The organism is Anabaena sp. FACHB-595, from assembly GCF_048568275.1.
Taxonomy (GTDB): domain Bacteria; phylum Cyanobacteriota; class Cyanobacteriia; order Cyanobacteriales; family Nostocaceae; genus Trichormus.
This window is the reverse complement of record NZ_CP183473.1, coordinates 1,748,128-1,760,895: the sequence shown is the minus strand read 5'-3', so window position 1 is coordinate 1,760,895 and position 12,768 is coordinate 1,748,128. Positions and strand designations below refer to the sequence as shown.

The following is a 12,768-nucleotide window of genomic DNA, read 5'->3' as shown; positions in this document are numbered from 1 at the left end:
AAAAATCTATTTTTTTCAGAGGATTTTGATGATATTTGTGTAGACTCATGATTGTTATCCTACAGGTTGTTGTTGAGATCGCGATTCGATGGGGAATGCCAACCAACACCAAAAGTACAGAAAAATAAATCCAGGGATGACGATCGCTAAAATAACGGTAACAATTCGGACACCCATGATTGGTAAATTCCATAGCTGAGAAAGGGCATAACACACACCTGCGAAAACTTTATGACGACTGCGATAAAATACAATCCTTGGTATGACGGGAGTATTGGTATGCGATCTCTTGACCTTGAGAATCAAAGAAATCAGGAGTCCGATCGCACCGAAAATGGCTGATGGAATAGCGAAAATCGCCAGCCAGTGAGCCATGAACATTCCCGAAATCACGTCTCCAAGCCAAGATGAGGACGGACAAATAAAGCGAATTGCTTCTGCTGAACAACCAAAGCGTTCAGCTAAACCCATCCCTCCCCAAGTGACCAGGAATGGAAAAATTCCGTAGAGGATACATATACTCAACAAAAATAAATGTCCACGGGTGGTGAGCGATCGCGTTATGGAGATAGCTGCAAGTGCTGGCCCAACAAGCAACAGGATTGAAATCAAAGGCAAGTAAATCATGGATTTTCTTAAACTTAAATAAGGTCAAATGAAGGTTTTTGATTTAGATTTGATGGCTGGTTTTTAGGGTCAATCAACGAGCCGAAATCGTTTACCACTTTTGGAGCGTTGTAGATGGGATTTGCAACTCAATCTCCTGATCCATAGCCACAGGTAAAGTCAGGAGAATGCCCTCACTCAGTCGCTATTTGAGGTTTTTCTCTACCAAGTTTCCACAGTAAGATGACACCCAATCCGAACATATTGACTAGGAAAATTATTAAACTTCCGAAAAATGGAATTAGGGTCAGAATAGTCACGACCGCCAAACCTACCAAAAACTGCTGCTGTAAGGACCAATTACGATTACCGACTAGACTTTGACCAACAAAAAGTGCCACGGCTAATGATCCGACTAAAGAAGTGATAATCACCGTTAGGCTTAGTAGTGGAATCAGAGGAATACCAATCAGCGTAATCGCTAGAAACACATTCACAAAGATAATGCCGACAATTGCCCCCATTCCCCATAAAACAGCCAAACTGGGGTGTTGACGCAATTTTGTAGCCAAAGAAGGCAGGAACTTTGGATTGGTATGCAAAATAATCAGTCCAAGAATCGCTGCTAATATGGCGTTACCAATTCTAAAAATGGGACCGAGAGAAATAGCGTAGAAGAAGCTACCTCTACCTCGATGGGAACCATCCATCATCCCAGGTTGATCATTAGTTGTATAGCTACCGCCAATATTCGCACCTTCTTCTTTGACGATTTTGCCGCCAAAGGAGTAAACATCACCCTCTACCTGCACTCCTTTTTTCAGGATGACATCCCCGCCAAATGCGATCGCAGTATTTAAAACTCTAGCATTAGGGGATACTGTAACACTCCCCCCAAAAGCCAAGGCATTTTCGACAACTTGATTCTCTGGTACGGTGACGCTACCACCAAAGCGAATCAGGTTGGTATTGTTGATATTGATGTCAGTCTGCGCTAGGGCATTACCTGCAAATATTAAGCTGATGGTGGCGATAAAACCCAGAATTAATTGTTGCCATTTCATAGATTTTATCCTCGTGAATTACATCATGATGAATTCGCTTCATTGGATAGTTGCATTGCCGCAAACTCAGCCATCCGCAAAAGCAGCAAAGCAAAGACGATTCAGCATTAGTCTTCAGGAATTAGATATATTTAAAAATCGGCGATACCACAAAGTGCTTGCCAAGGGCATCGCTAATACTCAAGCCGACCTAATAATAAATGAAATTCGTTCTACCTGAATCTACCCCAGGGATTGAACCAACCAAAATATCCCAACAGTTCCATTCAGGCTCTCGTTGAGGATAAACACTAGCCAAACAACCATACTCCTTACCGAATTTTAGATTTTAAATTTTGGATAATGGAATTGTTGACGTAGCCTCTAGTCCAACAGAAAGCCAAGTATACTGATGGACGTGAGGGATTGGTGGAGGTTACGGAAGCTGATTCACTGATTCGTTATAATATTAAATAATAAACTTTGCTAAAGAGGGCAAATGTATGACTAGCCGCGAGCAGCTTATCCAAGAACTTGCAGAGGTTCCAGATGAGTTAGTTAAAGTAATGTTAGATTTTTTACATCGTCTTCAGACAACGCGCAGTCATCATCCTCTAGCGAAATTTGCTGGTATTTTGAGTGATAATGAGGCGGCCGATTTACAGGAAGCAATTCAAGCTGATTGTCGTCAGGTTGATTTAAATGAGTGGTGAGATTGCATTAGATACTTCTGTTGCAATACGTTTTTTGAATGGTGATCCTGATGTTGTTTCAAGGGTGTTGGCGTTACCGGAAATATTTTTGTCGGTGGTAGTAGTTGGAGAGTTACTGTTTGGGGCTGAGAACTCGACTCGACCGTTGAAAAATCTTCCTCGATATTTGGAGTTTATGGAAGTTTGTACGGTTGTGCCTGTGGAAAAGAGAACAGCAGTTATCTATGCTCAAACTCGTTCTGCTTTAAAGCGCAAAGGACGACCAATTCCGATGAATGATGTTTGGATTGCAGCGCATTGTCTGGAACATGGTTGGGTGCTTGTGACCGATAATTCAGATTTTGATTATGTGGATGGATTGGTTATAGAGCATTGGTAATGATGGCTATTATATTTTGCGATCGCTTAACGCTTAAGTCTGCAATATTCAACAGCGATGTCTAACGGCAAAATGCAACGGACACAGATACGACTGAAACGAAGCGCGAAGAGTCTGTACTTCCTTTGCATTGGGTTTGTTAGCTTGCATCTGGATCTTCTGGCGCTTCACCAATTACTGGTTGTGAGGAATGCCGAATGTGAAGGATGCGAACTGTAAACACTTCTTCTAAAACAGTGAACAGGATGCGATACGAATTACGTCTTTGTCCGTAAAGAAGTTGTCGAATCTCCTGACTAAAATATTCGTTTTCTTTCGCAAGCGGACATCGTTTCGGCATTGTCGATAAAGACTCAATTGCTTTGAGCAGTCCACCGTGCCATTGACTCGCTCTCGTAGAGACGTAACCTGCGCTAGTCGCAGAAATGCGCTATCTGCTTCCGCTTCCGCTATGCTTGAAATTTCAACACGATAGGTCATGCTGGCAGGTTATATTTACGACGTTGTTCATCAGCAAATTCATCGAAAGAGCGGAAATTTCCTGCTTCAAAATCATCTAATCCCTGCTGAATGCCTTTTATAGCATCCTCTGAATCCTGCGCTTCCCACTCAAGGACACTTGCCAAAAGTTCAGCAGCAACAAGGCTGATATCTTGCCCTTGATGAGTAGCTTTTTTGCGTAGCTGCTCCTCTAACTCTGGGGTCAGGTTAATCACGATCGTCATAAGTTGATCTCCTATGGCAGTCAGTCAGTACCCACCATTTTAACAGAAGGCGGAAAATAAGCCTTTTGAGGAGGTTGAGGAAATCACATAGATCCCAGTCTACGGTTTTAGTAGAAATCAGCATCTAGATGGTGCGTTACATTTCATTAACGCATCCTAAAAGATCGGCGATCGCAATCAACTTTTACCATACTCATTGCGATCGGAAAATTTTCATTTGAGTAAAATTGTAATGCCATTAAACTAAATCATCTTGGGCAATTTCTTGATCGATTTGTTCGGGATTTTGTTCGTAGTAATGCCAAGCTGCACTTAAATCTTCCGCAGTCAATCCAGGATAATTTGCCAATAATTCTTCATCCGGCGCACCTTGTTGACGATATGCTACCAAAGTCCATACAGGAATTCGTGTATTTCTAATTCGTGCTTGTCCACTGCAAACTCCAGGTGTAATCTGAATTGGATTTTGCAACATTTGCACGTAATTCAATGCTTGGTCAACTAATTCCTCTGGTAAAGCTGCAATTACTTCGAGCAGTTGAGTCCTCTTATTCATGACAACAAAATCTCTCTCGCTTATTTCATCCTAACTTGAAATTTTATAGTAATTATCTTATCGACTGTTTTAAAGCCCAATCTCAATTTTGGATAAGCGATCGCCAATACTAAAAGCGACCATTACCCGCCGCAGGTAAACTTTGATTTATAACCGATCATTGTGCATGGGCGTTGTTATGCTGCGACAAAATCAGCAAAGCTCAATTCCAACAATAGCATTTTTACCTGGCTGAGTCTTTGCGAGCTTTAATGCCAAATATACCTCTTGAAATGATCGCCCATAGCCAATTGAACACGTTAGTCCAGGTGTTAATTGTGAATACATAGCTTGCATTTCAAAAAGCATATCTTCTTGAAGATTTCCCTTGAACAGAAGATCGTCACCTGCCTCAAATACAACTGCATTCTTACCAAGCTTATCAGTAACAAATTTAGAGATTTTTGAAATTGCATTCGCTACATCTTTACTCAATTTCCGAAAGCTAGATTCATCGCTACAGGAAAGAAAAAGTTCTTCTAATATCTTTCCTGTATCGTCTCCATCCAACCCATAATATAAGGTGTCTCCTGGTGCTATATCAGCATACGTTAACTTTTTCATATGCTTCGGTTCTCTAGAAAGCTCACCACTTGATAACAAAGGATGCACAATATCTGTATAAAATTCAATAAAAGGAAAAGCCATTTTGACAGAAAGCTCCGCCTTGAACTTCTCCAAGTCATTTAAAAGCTTACCTTTATGCGTGGAACTATTTCTCAAGTACAAAATGAAATCATTGAACTTGCTAAAAAACTCTATATCAAAGTCAGACGGCGCATCTTTTTCAATTTTGGCTTGAATAATTTTGAGCTTTTGTCCAAAAGTTTTGCGATCTACTCCATCAGGAGTATCAGCCAATATAAATTTGCTCACAAGAAGGCGAATTAGATCCTCCACACTTGCTGAAATTGACGAAGCTGCTATTCGATATATAGCATTATCTTTACTTTGATCTCCTTGTAACTTTAACTGAATAGAATGACCCAAGTTATCTTTGAAAAACTCTTTATCAGAAGAACTTGAATCTATTGCTACATACTTATTAGTATGAGATTCTATAATTTTCCTGTAGCGTACCATTTCTGACAGATTTAGATAGGCGATGCTATCAAGTCTAGTGCTATCAGGGACTGGAGCATAGCAGGATAGCAAAATATCAGTTGGCATAAAGCCTCTTTCTTCAGTTAGTGCAAACAACTTGTCACTATCGATCGTGTATTGATTTTTTACGTCAAGAATATAAGAAGCTATTGAGAGTAAATTTTTCTGCAATGAAGTTCCATTTGTAATGTCAACAATAAGGTTTGATCCATTTGGAATACCCTTTAAAATAAACTCAATATAATCAACGAATCTTTTAATGGAGTCATCTTCTGCTGTAATCTCAACGATTTTATCGACAAATAATTCTCGGCTTACACCATTTGCCTCTGCATGATCTACCCAATTTTCATTACACTTTAGCTTGGCATAGGATTTTCTTGAATGGACAACAAATATATTTGTTAGACCCTGCTCAAATATTTCCTCAGCCTTAGCGTTAGCTGCGATTACAGAGTTTGCAAATGTAGACTCATTAGTGTTGCCGAGAACGAGTAGGGTCGTCATGTCTCTCTAATTACTTATGAATTGCTATGATTGGATTTGGCAATTTGTTTTTCCTTATGGTAGCATTTCCAAAGATTCACGTAGTACAGAAGTTCGTCGCCACAGTTTTGCTACCCATTTATGACAAAACGACTACAACATCCGCACAGTGCAGGAACTACTCGGACACAAGGATGTTAAAACAACGATGATTTCTACTCATGTACTTAATAGGAGTGGTAAAGCTGTTCGTAGTCCGCTTGATTAGAACTACTTGTATATATTTTGCATGAATTTTGAACACTTAAAATGTAGCAATTCCAAATTCAAAATTTGATAGTTCTGAAAGCCTTACGTCAAGCATAATTAACAATTATTGATAATCTGGGCGATCGCTGAAACGGCATAAATTAGAATATATCTCTATAGTTGCATTCGCCGCATTCCCCACCAAGCGATCGCAAACTCCAAAATCCCCAAAAGCAGCAAAGCACCGATGAGATGCCAAGTTCCAAACCAGCCTGAACCCCGCACAAATACATCCCGACACAGTTCGATGTAATACCGCACGGGAACTAAGTAGGAAGCAATAGAAAATGGAAACGGCACTGTATTGAGGGGAAACAAAAATCCTGCCAGCAAAAAGGCAGTCAGCACTTTAATTGTGCCGATCGCTTGTACAGCCGCGCTTTGGGTGGTAGTAAAAATGCCGATGATTAATCCGAGTTGTACACTTACCCAGATGAATATGGGAGTGCCAATAATTAAGGGGGTGGGATCGCCAATCACGCGCACTTGAAACAACAAAAAACCGACAATAAACAGAATTAAAGCTTCTCCCAATCCCACGAGGGTATATGCCAAGGACTTACCTAGCAATAGTTCCGAGGCACTGAGGCTAGAGGCGTAAAGCTGTAGAATTGTCCCTTGTTCTTTTTCTCGCACTAATGCGATCGCTATCAACAACGGCGGAAAGATGGCTAAAATCACCCCGTAACTTCCAGGTACAATGAATAATGATTCTTGTCGTCCCGGATTAAACCAGAGTCGCACCTGAGAAATTACACCAACAGAGTCAGCAAGTTTACCGAGTTGGGCTTGTACAACTGACAAAGTTGTTCCCTGAATCGCCAATCTTGTTACCCGTGCGTTGATCACATCACTGCCATCAATCACAACTTGCAGATTTCCAGTTTTGCCTGCTTGTACCTCAGCAGTAAAGTCTGGTGGAATGGTGACTTGCACTTGAGCAGTTCCCCGGTCGATGGCATCGGGAAAGCGTTCGCCTTGCCATTGTGCTGGTACAAATAAATTGGTGGCGTATAGTCGTTCAATATAACTCCGGCTGAAGCTTGTCTGATCGAGATCCCGCACCGCCAGGGCAATATTTTTCGTTTCCAGCCGAATTGCATAGCCAATAATTAGCAGGGCAATCACAGGTAAAATAAAAGCGAGGGCAACACCTAAGCGATCGCGCACAAACTGCTCTAATTCTTTGAATAATTGATTGCGAATCCGGCGAATCATCATGGTGGCGCACCTCCGGCTCGTTGCACTTCCCCAATAAACGCATCTTCTAAGGAAAATGGCATGGGTTGAATATCTGTAAGAGAGAGATTTGCCGATTGCAGATATGACCGCACTTGGGGCAGTTCTGCGGTGGGATGATCGAGAACAACGTGGAGGCGATCGCCAAAAATGGAGACGCGCCACGGTTCGAGAAATTGCCGTAAGCGATCGTAACTTCCTTGCAGTTCGCCAATTTTTAACTCAAATAATTGACCAGGTTGTGCAGCTTTAATCTCACTGGCAGAACCTTCGGCAACTTTCCGCCCTGCAACCATAAAACACATCCGGCTACATTGTTCCGCTTCGTTCATATAATGGGTTGTCACCAAAATTGCCGTCCCATGACGAGCAAAATCATTAATCAATTGCCAAAATTGCTGCCGTGCTAAAACATCTACGCCAGAAGTCGGTTCATCTAAAAACAAAATTTCCGGTTCATGGATGACGGATGCGCCAAATGCTACCCGTTGCTTCCATCCACCGGGGAGTTGTCGTGTCAGTAAATGTTCTTGTCCTTCTAATCCCGAAATGGATAACACCCAACTAATTTTTTCTCGCTGCTGACGGGGTGGAATGCCATAAACACCACTATAGAACTGCAAATTTTCCAGAATTGTTAAATCATCGTAGAGGGTGAACTTCTGACTCATATAGCCGATGCGTTGCCGCAATTCTGCACTGCGAAGATCACCTGTTTCTCCAGCCAGGGAGATTTCGCCAGAACTAATTGGTAATAGGCCACATAGCATTTTAATAGCGGTGGTTTTTCCGGCTCCATTTGCGCCCAAAAGTCCATAAACATCGCCATAGCGGATATCAAGATTCAAATCCACAACGGCGTGAAAGTCACCGAAAACGCGATTGAGATTCTGTGCAGAGATGGCTATTTTCGCCTTTGCAGGTTCAGATATTGCCAAGCTTTTGACTCGCGGAAATGCCAGAGATTTTGGTACAGAACCTTTTTGGCGTAAGAGTGTGGTGAAAACGTTCTCTAGTGTGGGTGATTCTGGTTGAATTTCCTCGAACTGTACATTGTTTTGAGTCAAGCGATCGCGCACAAAGGCAATTCCCGATTTCACATCTTTCACCAAAACTTCCAGGCGATCGCCTAATGTGGAAACCTCTACAATTTCACCTGTGACAATCAGGGCTTGTTCTGCCTTAATTAGCTGCGAAGTGCGGATAATTAACCGATTTAAGCCTAAATTCCCCTTGAGTTCTGTGGGAGAACCCATTTGCTGAATTTGTCCGTTGTAAATTAATGCCACGCGATCGCAGCGTTCGGCTTCATCTAAATCTGGAGTTGCAACCAGCACGGTAATATTTTGGACAGTTAATCCAGCCAGAATGTCCCAAAACTCACGCCTAGCAATGGTATCGACTCCAGTTGTTGGCTCATCCAGCAATAATACTTGCGGTTCAGCAATTAATGCACAGCACAAGGCTAACTTTTGCTTCATCCCACCAGAAAGACGACCGGCAAGGCGATCGCGGAATGAATCGAGTTGCATCAACTTAAGATACTTGGTGCGTCGTGCTTCCAGTTGATCTTCGGGGACAAGTCGCAATCCTGCACTGTAATAGATATTTTCATCCACACTCAGATCAGGATAAAGAGAAAATTGTTGAGTTAAATATCCAGTGTAATTTCGCGCATCACGGGCAGGTAATCCGAGAATTTTAGCATCCCCTGCGGTTGCCTGCATCACGCCACCCAAAATATTGAATGTGGTTGTCTTACCTGCACCGTCAGGCCCAATCAATCCAAACAATTCGCCACGGCGGATTTGCAGATCGAGTCCGCGAATTGCAATGGTTTTACCATAGTGTTTGTAGAGTCCCCGAACCTCGATTGTCACCTCATTTAAGTTTAAAGAAGCAGCAGGAATTAACTCATGGGAAATTTTCATAGGCTAAAACCTTGCTCAAGGAATGAAGACAAATAACAAATCAAAATACTTCTTTGTATACTCATTTATTTTCTCTTATTTTTACAAAAATAAGTATAAATCTTCTAATTAAATATCATGTTTATTTAAATGATTAAAATATGTATGAATAATACGTATTCTGATAAATACTTCCAAAAAAATAGATGAAATTGATTCTATTTACCTATTCAGATACAAGAAGTATTTGATGTTTTATGCTTTAGTGAAAAGTTAGGTTAAAGCTGATGTAATTGTCAACATAGGGGGATATGAAGAAGCAACGTAAATACCAGACTTCTTTGTTTAAACTGGGGGACACTCGTAATAGCTTAGGGACTTGCATGAAAATAAAGTACCAGTAAACCGAGTTTCGACTCCGCTCAACTCTCGACAGATGAGGGTTGAGCGGAGTCGAAACCCGGCTGGTTAGGACACTATTAACCCGCAGATCCTTTATATATCTTTGTCGCATTTTACTACCAAAGGTGGAGAAAGCATACTGAGACAATATGGAAAATAAAACCAAATTGACTCTAATTAAAATCATTCACACGTTGATATGGGTATTCTTCAATTTTGTAATTTTTTATATGCTTTATGCCGCAATCGTCAATAAAATTGATGTATGGCTCTGGATTGGTTATGGATTTGTATTTCTAGAAGGGCTGACCCTGTTAACTTTTAAACTTCAATGCCCATTAACTTTGATGGCTCGTAAATATTCAAACTCTACAAGAGACAATTTTGCAATTTATCTTCCCAATTGGTTATCCCAGTACACAATGCTGATCTATACATCTATTGTAGTAATTATTTCAATCATCACAATTTATCAACTTCTGAATTAACAAATATAGGTAAGTATCATGTGGATTAAATGGATTGGAATTATTGGTATTTTTATCATAGTCTGCTTGGGAATTGCAGCCATTTATGGTGGTTATCGGTGGCAGTTGGATACTGATAAATTACGCGCCAAATTAACAAATGGACAGCAGATAATTAAGCCCAAAATCTATGACAAAAAGGAAATTGAAGGCTTACCAGCCCCCGTACAGCGATTCTTTCGGACTGTGCTTAAGGATGGACAAGCGATCGCATCTGCGGTCAAACTCTCTCAGCAGGGGCAGTTCAATATGAGTGAAACTGAGGCAAAGTGGAGTAAGTTTACCGCCACACAGCTTGTGATCACCCAGCGCCCCGGTTTTGATTGGGATGCACGTATTCAGATGGCTCCCGGAGTGAATGCCTTTGTCCATGATACCTATCTGTTAGGAGAAGGCAACTTACAGGCTTCATTATTCGGTCTTTTCACCGTTGCCAAAATGTACGGTACACCTGAATCGAACCAAGGTGAATTATTGCGGTTTTTTGCAGAGACGGCGTGGTATCCCACGGCTCTGTTACCTAGTCAGGGTGTGCGCTGGGAGGCGATTGATGACACATCCGCTCGCGCTACTATGACGGATGGTATAACAACTGTCTCCCTTGTATTTCAGTTTAATGACGAAGGGGCGATCGCGACTATTCGGGCTGAGGCTCGTTATCGAATGGATGGCGATAAGCTGACTGCGATGCCTTGGGGTGGCAGATTTGGGGAATATTCAGTTCGCAATGGGATGCTGATTCCCTTAGAAGGCGAAGTGGGATGGGAGCATCCAGAAGGCACTCGGCTCTATTTTAAAGGAAGAATTACAGAAATTAATTATGAGTTCGCGGCATGAATTGCACCCATCGGAAAATAACCCATAATTGAGAGGTCAGTGATGCCAACGGCAACGGATTTTAAAGACTATTACGCAGTTCTGGGAGTGAGCAAAACGGCAACCCCTGAAGAAATTAAACGCGCTTACCGCAAACTTGCCCGCAAATATCATCCTGACCTCAATCCTGGAGATAAAGACGCAGAAGCAAAGTTCAAAGACCTGAACGAAGCGAATGAGGTACTCTCTGACCCAGAAAAGCGGCAGAAATATGATCGCTTTGGTCAGCACTGGAATCACCCAGGGTACACTGACGCACCGCCACCCAGTTCCACTAATGTTGATACAACTGACTTCGATCAGTACGGCGATTTTGATTCGTTTATCAACGATCTGCTGGGTCGAACGAGACGTAAAACCTCCACTGGTGGCTTTGATGATTTTAGTGGGGGATTTCGTTCTCAAGCTCCCGCACCGGACACAGAAGCCGCGATAGCCCTGACATTTTCCGAAGCATTTCACGGTGTCCAAAAACGGCTGCAACTCGATGAGGAAACAATCAACGTCCGTATTCCCCCTGGTGCAAAGCCTGGGAGTAGAATTCGCATCAAAGGTAAAGGTCGTCCTAGTCCATTCTCTCAACAGCGTGGCGATTTATATTTAACTATCGAAGTTTTACCCCATCCCTTCTTTCGATTTGAGGGCGATAACTTGGTTTGCGAAATTCCCATTCGCCCTGATGAAGCGGTTTTAGGCGCACAAATCAGCGTACCAACCCCCGATGGTAGCGTGACGATGAAAATTCCCAAAGGAGTGCGATCGGGGCAATCGCTCAGACTGCGCGGCAAAGGCTGGACATTGCCAAAAGGGGGACGAGGTGACTTATTTGCCAAACTTCAGATGGTCACGCCGCAAGACCTGAGTGCGATCGAGCAAGAATACTACGAAAAAATCCAGGCAAATACTAGCTTTAACCCACGTACCCAGTTAGAGGAGATTAAGTTATGACCTTCAGCCTTTCAAAAACCGTGGTTTCACTCGAAGGCGAACAACTCTACACCTTTGAATATGCCGCATCAATAACTGAGACTTCGATTAGCGTTGTGCAGGTTTATGTTGAGTTAGGCGTAATCGAAGCGATTGGTGATTTGCTGCATTCCCGTGCGATCGCGCGAATTGCTCAGATTCAACGCTTGCGTCAAGATTTGGGGCTAAATTTAGTCGGCGCGGCAATGGTAATAGATATGGCGACGGAAATTGCCCAATTACGGGCGCAGCTAAAGGTGTATCAGTCTCATCCCTCTAAGCAATGGTGATGACCACGATTGGGTCTGATTAATTTCCGAAAACCGCAGAAGGGCGGGTGCTATTGGTATTGCTGACACTCTCAAAGAGTTGCAACTGCTGGGAATCACCCCGAAAATGATTACCGGAGACAACAAGGCTGTGGCGATGAGTGTCATACAGCAGGTAGGATAAGTAAAAAGCTATTCATCTTCGTCTCCTGATGGTCGTTCGCTCTCGCTTTGTTGGGTGTTCCACTCCAAAACAATATATTCTAGCATTTCAGCCTGTGTACAGTTATTTACAGCAGCGTATTGCTTAATTAGCTCTTTTACTTTAGGGCTAATCTGGCTGATATCTAGTGAGTTATTTCCTACTGTTTCCATGATGTTTTCAGAGAATATTTAAGCGGTTTTGCTGTTTCTTTTACTAACTGCTTCGCCAAAGGATTTTGGATATATATATGCAAGAGCTTTCAGCATTGCTAGTAAAAGCGATCGCTGGAATTTCTCTTTTCTGGGGAGACATAAGTGTTCGGATTTTCCGGATTAGTCCATAGTTATTTTTTCCTATTATATTGACTTTTGTAATTGTCACTAGTTTCTCTATCATGACAACTAATTTATTAAT

The 12,768-nt window shown here is 42.1% G+C and carries 15 protein-coding genes; 6 read left to right on the top strand and 9 right to left on the bottom strand.

The annotated features are described in order from the left end of the window. Window positions 1-54: 54 nt before the first annotated feature. Both ACN222_RS07435 and ACN222_RS07430 read right to left on the bottom strand, forming a co-directional pair. The gene (locus ACN222_RS07435; protein ID WP_010995669.1) at window positions 55-627 is read right to left on the bottom strand and encodes a PspC domain-containing protein; all 573 of its coding nucleotides are present in this window, start codon (window positions 625-627) and stop codon (window positions 55-57) included. A gap of 173 nt (window positions 628-800) precedes the next feature. Continuing rightward, entirely contained in the window at window positions 801-1,670 is an 870-nt protein-coding gene (locus ACN222_RS07430) for a hypothetical protein (RefSeq protein WP_049942385.1), read from the bottom strand. Window positions 1,671-1,695: 25 nt separating this feature from the next. Here ACN222_RS07430 and ACN222_RS07425 point away from each other — a divergent pair, with 25 nt between their 5' ends. The 3 genes from ACN222_RS07425 to ACN222_RS07415 all read left to right on the top strand — a co-directional run bounded on the left by ACN222_RS07425 (window position 1,696) and on the right by ACN222_RS07415 (window position 2,741). Beyond that, window positions 1,696-1,890: a hypothetical protein gene (locus ACN222_RS07425; protein ID WP_044520966.1), complete on the top strand. Its 195-nt coding sequence runs from the start codon at window positions 1,696-1,698 to the stop codon at window positions 1,888-1,890. 262 nt (window positions 1,891-2,152) lie between these two features. Beyond that, window positions 2,153-2,362, top strand: coding sequence for a hypothetical protein (locus ACN222_RS07420; RefSeq protein WP_010995666.1), 210 nt, complete (start codon window positions 2,153-2,155; stop codon window positions 2,360-2,362). Further along, window positions 2,352-2,741, top strand: coding sequence for a type II toxin-antitoxin system VapC family toxin (locus tag ACN222_RS07415; RefSeq protein WP_010995665.1), 390 nt, complete (start codon window positions 2,352-2,354; stop codon window positions 2,739-2,741). Before ACN222_RS07420 ends, ACN222_RS07415 begins: the two co-directional genes overlap by 11 nt. Before the next feature lie 139 nt (window positions 2,742-2,880). On the opposite strand, the gene ACN222_RS07410 is transcribed toward ACN222_RS07415, so the two are convergent. The 6 genes from ACN222_RS07410 to ACN222_RS07385 form a co-directional block, all read right to left on the bottom strand. Next, window positions 2,881-3,081: a type II toxin-antitoxin system RelE/ParE family toxin gene (locus ACN222_RS07410; RefSeq protein ID WP_231865516.1), complete on the bottom strand. Its 201-nt coding sequence runs from the start codon at window positions 3,079-3,081 to the stop codon at window positions 2,881-2,883. A 136-nt stretch (window positions 3,082-3,217) separates the two neighbouring features. Continuing rightward, on the bottom strand, window positions 3,218-3,466 hold the full coding sequence (locus ACN222_RS07405) for a hypothetical protein (RefSeq protein ID WP_010995664.1): 249 nt from the start codon (window positions 3,464-3,466) through the stop codon (window positions 3,218-3,220). Window positions 3,467-3,704: 238 nt separating this feature from the next. Next, window positions 3,705-4,022: a DUF433 domain-containing protein gene (locus ACN222_RS07400; RefSeq protein WP_010995663.1), complete on the bottom strand. Its 318-nt coding sequence runs from the start codon at window positions 4,020-4,022 to the stop codon at window positions 3,705-3,707. 192 nt (window positions 4,023-4,214) lie between these two features. Beyond that, the gene (locus ACN222_RS07395) at window positions 4,215-5,672 is read right to left on the bottom strand and encodes a mCpol domain-containing protein (RefSeq protein ID WP_010995662.1); all 1,458 of its coding nucleotides are present in this window, start codon (window positions 5,670-5,672) and stop codon (window positions 4,215-4,217) included. A 402-nt stretch (window positions 5,673-6,074) separates the two neighbouring features. Further along, the gene (locus ACN222_RS07390) at window positions 6,075-7,181 is read right to left on the bottom strand and encodes an ABC transporter permease (RefSeq protein ID WP_010995661.1); all 1,107 of its coding nucleotides are present in this window, start codon (window positions 7,179-7,181) and stop codon (window positions 6,075-6,077) included. Next, the gene (locus tag ACN222_RS07385; protein ID WP_010995660.1) at window positions 7,178-9,130 is read right to left on the bottom strand and encodes an ATP-binding cassette domain-containing protein; all 1,953 of its coding nucleotides are present in this window, start codon (window positions 9,128-9,130) and stop codon (window positions 7,178-7,180) included. The genes ACN222_RS07390 and ACN222_RS07385 overlap by 4 nt, the downstream gene beginning before the upstream one ends. A gap of 887 nt (window positions 9,131-10,017) precedes the next feature. On the opposite strand from ACN222_RS07385, the gene ACN222_RS07380 reads away from it, so the two are divergent. From ACN222_RS07380 to ACN222_RS07370, 3 genes are read left to right on the top strand one after another with little or no spacing between them, the layout of a single operon-like run. Further along, entirely contained in the window at window positions 10,018-10,875 is an 858-nt protein-coding gene (locus ACN222_RS07380; protein WP_010995659.1) for a DUF6920 family protein, read from the top strand. Window positions 10,876-10,917: 42 nt separating this feature from the next. Then, on the top strand, window positions 10,918-11,862 hold the full coding sequence (locus ACN222_RS07375; protein WP_044520964.1) for a DnaJ C-terminal domain-containing protein: 945 nt from the start codon (window positions 10,918-10,920) through the stop codon (window positions 11,860-11,862). Next, on the top strand, window positions 11,859-12,170 hold the full coding sequence (locus tag ACN222_RS07370; RefSeq protein ID WP_010995657.1) for a chaperone modulator CbpM: 312 nt from the start codon (window positions 11,859-11,861) through the stop codon (window positions 12,168-12,170). Before ACN222_RS07375 ends, ACN222_RS07370 begins: the two co-directional genes overlap by 4 nt. Window positions 12,171-12,341: 171 nt before the next feature. On the opposite strand, the gene ACN222_RS07365 is transcribed toward ACN222_RS07370, so the two are convergent. Further along, window positions 12,342-12,524 (bottom strand): hypothetical protein, encoded by a 183-nt coding sequence (locus ACN222_RS07365; protein ID WP_010995656.1) that lies wholly within the window; start codon window positions 12,522-12,524, stop codon window positions 12,342-12,344. Window positions 12,525-12,768 lie beyond the last annotated feature (244 nt).

Bases quoted from the DNA above. Each gene is read 5' to 3' on its own strand.
- ACN222_RS07370 (WP_010995657.1), top strand. From the start codon at position 11,859: ATGACCTTCAGCCTTTCAAAAACCGTGGTTTCACTCGAAGGCGAACAA.
- ACN222_RS07365 (WP_010995656.1), bottom strand. From the start codon at position 12,524: ATGGAAACAGTAGGAAATAACTCACTAGATATCAGCCAGATTAGCCCT.
- ACN222_RS07395 (WP_010995662.1), bottom strand. From the start codon at position 5,672: ATGACGACCCTACTCGTTCTCGGCAACACTAATGAGTCTACATTTGCA.
- ACN222_RS07405 (WP_010995664.1), bottom strand. From the start codon at position 3,466: ATGACGATCGTGATTAACCTGACCCCAGAGTTAGAGGAGCAGCTACGC.
- ACN222_RS07415 (WP_010995665.1), top strand. From the start codon at position 2,352: ATGAGTGGTGAGATTGCATTAGATACTTCTGTTGCAATACGTTTTTTG.
- ACN222_RS07375 (WP_044520964.1), top strand. From the start codon at position 10,918: ATGCCAACGGCAACGGATTTTAAAGACTATTACGCAGTTCTGGGAGTG.
- ACN222_RS07380 (WP_010995659.1), top strand. From the start codon at position 10,018: ATGTGGATTAAATGGATTGGAATTATTGGTATTTTTATCATAGTCTGC.
- ACN222_RS07390 (WP_010995661.1), bottom strand. From the start codon at position 7,181: ATGATGATTCGCCGGATTCGCAATCAATTATTCAAAGAATTAGAGCAG.
- ACN222_RS07425 (WP_044520966.1), top strand. From the start codon at position 1,696: ATGATGAATTCGCTTCATTGGATAGTTGCATTGCCGCAAACTCAGCCA.
- ACN222_RS07410 (WP_231865516.1), bottom strand. From the start codon at position 3,081: ATGCCGAAACGATGTCCGCTTGCGAAAGAAAACGAATATTTTAGTCAG.
- ACN222_RS07430 (WP_049942385.1), bottom strand. From the start codon at position 1,670: ATGAAATGGCAACAATTAATTCTGGGTTTTATCGCCACCATCAGCTTA.
- ACN222_RS07385 (WP_010995660.1), bottom strand. From the start codon at position 9,130: ATGAAAATTTCCCATGAGTTAATTCCTGCTGCTTCTTTAAACTTAAAT.
- ACN222_RS07435 (WP_010995669.1), bottom strand. From the start codon at position 627: ATGATTTACTTGCCTTTGATTTCAATCCTGTTGCTTGTTGGGCCAGCA.
- ACN222_RS07400 (WP_010995663.1), bottom strand. From the start codon at position 4,022: ATGAATAAGAGGACTCAACTGCTCGAAGTAATTGCAGCTTTACCAGAG.
- ACN222_RS07420 (WP_010995666.1), top strand. From the start codon at position 2,153: ATGACTAGCCGCGAGCAGCTTATCCAAGAACTTGCAGAGGTTCCAGAT.